Origin of the sequence: Dietzia sp. CW19, from assembly GCF_014145265.1 — a bacterium.
GTDB classification, from domain to species: domain Bacteria; phylum Actinomycetota; class Actinomycetes; order Mycobacteriales; family Mycobacteriaceae; genus Dietzia; species Dietzia natronolimnaea.
In genome coordinates this window covers 1-3,873 of sequence record NZ_JAALEE010000422.1, presented here as the reverse complement: position 1 = coordinate 3,873, position 3,873 = coordinate 1, and the positions used below count along the sequence as shown (strand labels likewise).

Annotated in this window: 6 protein-coding genes; 3 read left to right on the top strand and 3 right to left on the bottom strand. The window is 69.7% G+C overall.

Annotated elements, in window-relative coordinates; genetic code table 11:
* Window positions 1-61: 61 nt before the first annotated feature.
* On the bottom strand, window positions 62-511 hold the full coding sequence (gene cynS / locus G6021_RS12535; RefSeq protein ID WP_182641432.1) for a cyanase: 450 nt from the start codon (window positions 509-511) through the stop codon (window positions 62-64).
* Window positions 512-543: 32 nt separating this feature from the next.
* Window positions 544-1,401, bottom strand: a complete 858-nt coding sequence (locus G6021_RS12530) for a formate/nitrite transporter family protein (RefSeq protein ID WP_182639678.1) — start codon at window positions 1,399-1,401, stop codon at window positions 544-546.
* Between the two features lie 256 nt (window positions 1,402-1,657).
* On the opposite strand from G6021_RS12530, the gene G6021_RS12525 reads away from it, so the two are divergent.
* From G6021_RS12525 to G6021_RS17380, 3 genes are all read left to right on the top strand, one after another.
* Window positions 1,658-2,611 (top strand): hypothetical protein, encoded by a 954-nt coding sequence (locus G6021_RS12525; protein WP_347238965.1) that lies wholly within the window; start codon window positions 1,658-1,660, stop codon window positions 2,609-2,611.
* Window positions 2,601-2,777 carry a hypothetical protein gene (locus tag G6021_RS12520; RefSeq protein ID WP_182641430.1) on the top strand — a complete coding sequence of 59 codons (177 nt, stop codon included), beginning with the start codon at window positions 2,601-2,603 and terminating at the stop codon, window positions 2,775-2,777. Before G6021_RS12525 ends, G6021_RS12520 begins: the two co-directional genes overlap by 11 nt.
* A gap of 431 nt (window positions 2,778-3,208) precedes the next feature.
* Window positions 3,209-3,379: a hypothetical protein gene (locus tag G6021_RS17380; protein ID WP_241736541.1), complete on the top strand. Its 171-nt coding sequence runs from the start codon at window positions 3,209-3,211 to the stop codon at window positions 3,377-3,379.
* 31 nt (window positions 3,380-3,410) lie between these two features.
* Here G6021_RS17380 and G6021_RS12510 read toward each other — a convergent pair whose 3' ends face one another.
* A complete protein-coding gene (locus G6021_RS12510; protein WP_206682663.1) occupies window positions 3,411-3,641 on the bottom strand; it encodes a hypothetical protein in 231 nt (76 codons plus the stop codon).
* Between the last annotated feature and the right edge of the window lie 232 nt (window positions 3,642-3,873).

Below are 3,873 nucleotides of genomic sequence, written 5' to 3'. Positions count from 1 at the left end.
CGGCGGCCCGGGCGCCCGCGGAGGGGGCCGGTCGTTCTACCCGGCGGCTCGGCGGCGGCCGTCACCAGCGGTAGTCGAGGAACTTCCCGTCCAGCGTGATCACCACGCGGTCTCCGTCGGGGTCCGGGCGCCTCGCGAAGTCCACCGTAAAGTTGATCGCGCTCATGATCCCGTCGCCGAACTCTTCATGGATGAGTGCCTTGAGCGCAGGACCGTACACCGACAGCGCTTCGGTGAACCGGTAGATCGTCGGGTCCGCCATCACCTCCGGCGGCGTGCCGCGGCTCGGTTGCAGGGCCAGGCTCTCGGCCACGGCCTCGTCCAGACCGAGGAGTTCGCACACCGACCGCGCCTGCTCGGCGGACATCGGGTGTTGGCCCAGCAGGGCCGCGGTGGTCCACACCAGCGGTGCGCCCAGGTGATCGGCCAGTTCTGCCCAGGTGCGTCCCTGACGGATGCGGGCGGACTCCACGTGGGCCGCGGCGTCGTGCTTGGACATGATGGGGGTCATCGGGGTTCCTCTCGGATGGGGTCGTGTGTCGCTCAGACCGAGGCGGGCTCGCGGTCGGCCTCGCGCTCGGCCGGCTCCTCCGGCAGCGGCCGCTGCGCCTTGGTGCGGGCGTGGGTGACGTACAGGGTCAGACCCACAAAGCAGAGCCCGCCGACGAGGTTGCCGATGACGGTCGGGATCTCGTTCCACACCAGGTAGTCGGCCAGCGAGAACTCGCCGCCGAGCATCAGGCCGGTCGGGAACAGGAACATGTTGACCACCGAGTGCTCGAATCCCATGTAGAAGAACAGCATCACGGGCATCCACATGGTCAGCGCCTTGCCGCTCACGCTGGTGGACATCATCGCCGCCACTACGCCCGTCGAGACCATCCAGTTGCACAGCACACCGCGGAAGAACAGGGTCAGCATCCCGGCCGCCCCGTGCTCGGCGTACCCGAGAGTTCGGGACTCACCGATCTCGCCGAGACGCTGGCCCACCTCGTCCGGGGCGACATTGAACCCGTAGGTGGTGATGAAGGCGATGAGGAACGCCACGGTGAGGGCACCGGCGAAGTTGCCCAGGAAGACCAGGCCCCAGTTCCGGAGCATGCCCCGGACCGTGACCCCCTTGCGCTTGTCCAGCAGTGCCAGCGGGACGAGCGTGAACACCCCGGTCAGCAGATCGAAGCCCAGCAGGTACAGGAGGATGAAGCCGATGGGGAAGAGCACCGCCCCGAGGAGCGCGCTGCCGGTCTGGACCGTGACGGTGATGGCGAACGCTGCGGCCAGACCCAGGATGGCGCCTGCCATGAAGCTCCGGATGAGCGTGTCACGCGTGGACATGCGGACCTTGCTCGCTCCGGCGTCGATCATCGCGCGGGTGAAGTCCGAGGGTTGGACGTAGGACACTTCGTTGCCTCCAGCTGTGCGGCGGGCGTGCGGACGTACCGGAGTGAGTGTGGCCGAGCTATGTGACGCGGTCGTTACCCCGGACCGCACACCGGTAACCGAGCCCTCACCTCGCGCCGGCCGCACGGTGAGGTGAGAGTTCGGCCCCCCGTGGAACCAGACAGGCCGGCGCGCCGTCAGACACTGTGACGGCGCGGGAGGAAGGACCGGTGTGGGGTACACGATCGGCCGGGTCAGACGGTGGGATGCCGGGGGCGTGACGACGGCGAGCTCCGCCGTCGCAGAGCAGGTGGCGCTGGCAGTCGAGGCCCGGACGGCTCCGGCTGCCGGGAGCTCAGCGCTGGACGTGGGCTGGGACGGCGTCGCGGCCGATGCGGTCCTGGACGCCGCCGAGGGCGAGAAGGTGCACGTCACCAAACTCGCGGACGGTCTCGGAGAGCTGGCCGACGCCCTCTCCCGGGCCGCCGCCGCGGTGGGGCCGGCGGTGCAGACGGTTCGCGATCGGATCATCGAGGCCGAGGCCGCCGGGCTCGTAGTGGGCGAGGACTCCGTGGGACCGGCTCCCGGCCGCGACGAGATCACCCAGGAGGTCGTCGACGGGCATGTCGAGGCGCTCGGCCAGGCGTTGGCCACCGTCGGGTCGCTGGATCAGCACTATGGCCGGGAGATCGACGCGGTTGCCGGGATGATGTATCGGGCCATCCCGACCGAGGTGGACAGGGCGACCATTCCTGGGCCGGATGCAGTGATTCTCGGAACCGCCATCACCGCAGGTAGCGGGGCCGTCAGAGAAGGGGCGTCTGCTCTCGCGGACGAGCACGACCCCGAGACAAGGGGCAGACACAAGGCCGATCCGATGCCCGATGACGCCGGGCGCCGGGCCGCCGGACTGCTTCGGGGAGCCGGCCGGCTCGCCGGACCCGCGGGCGGGGGGTTCACGGCGTACGAGGGCGTCACGGGGTATGCCAGGGGGGAGACCACTGCCGAGGAGGCGATTCTCGAGACGGGCGGGGCTCTTGGCGGCGGCATGGCCGGCGGGGCCCTTGCCGGAGCGGCTGCGGGGTCGTTCTTCGGGCCAGTGGGCACGTTCATCGGGGCGGGAATCGGCGCCGGGGTCGGTGCGTGGGCGGGACAGGAAGTCGGCGGCGCGGTGCACGATGCCGTATACGACGCCGGCCCAGATGCGGAAGGAACCGAGGATGGCAACTGAGCCGGACGGATCCCCGGTCGAGGAAGGCGATCCGCCGTTCTCACGCTGGGCGGACATCAAGAAGCGTTTCGTGGCGAGTTTGTGGCATGACATACAGAACCGGACGCAGTTCCTCCTGGGGGTTGCACTGTTCATCGTCGGCCTGGTCTGGGCGGCGTTCTTCTAGTAGAACTCGCTCGGCCATGCCGGCTGCGGCCGCGTGCCAGAGGTTCCCGCGCCGGGGGTTCCCGCGCCAGCGGCGCGGTCGTATGATTTGCACGATGAACGGCATTAATGATAATGGGACGCCTCCTGGTCCTCACGTCGTGCGCGCAGGCCAGGGCGACGTGACGGGCGAACCCGGACTGCTGGACCGGTACCTCATCGAGAGCCAGGTATCCGGCGGCCGGGTCGCGATCGTCGAGCACATCGTGAACCCCAGGACGTTGGCCGCCCCGATGCACCGGCACAGCCGGGAAGACGAGTACACATTCGTGCTGGCGGGCCATCGGCTTCATCGAGGAGGGCGTCGAGATCACGGCGACGCCGGGGGACCTCCTCGCCAAGCCGCGCGGTCGCTGGCACACGTTCTGGAATGCTGGCGACGACGAACTCCGTGTGCTCGAGATCATCGTGCCGGGCGGCCTCGAGGCATTGTTCCGCCGCCTCGCCGAGCCGGGAGGGGGGTACTCGCCCGATACGCTCCCCTCGCTCGCTGCCGAGTACGGCGCGGAGATCGACTTCGAGGCGACGATGCCGCTGGTGGAGCGGCACGGGTTGGCGTTCTAGGAGTGGACGTCGGTCGGGCAAGGGCCCGCCGTCATGATCCAACGATTGGCCGTCCGACGACCCGGCCGACATAGGCGGTCTCCTGCTGCTGCTCTTGTTCGGCGGCGGCATCGTCGGGAGGCGGCGTTCGCCCCAGGACTGCGGGAGCAACCTTGACCGGTTCCCCGATGATCTCCGAGGTGTTGGTGGCGTTGGTCAGGTACCCGGCTGGCGTGTGACCGCGTCGGCCCTCGTTCTGTCCGGCCCCTGCCGCGCCCATCATGCCCATCGGCATCATTCCTGCGCGGCTGGCTTGAGAACCACCATGTGACGACGAGAACGCCCCTGCGGGTGCTCCCGCGGGTCCCGAGCCTGCCGACATGCCGCCGCCCGGTACTCCTGCCGTCGGTCCGCCGGTTCCGAAGCCGCCCGGGCTCCCGAAGCCCGCCAGGGTGCCTGCGCCACCCATCCTGGCCGCCCCGGCTCCTGCTCCCGCACCCCCGGCGCCTCCGCCG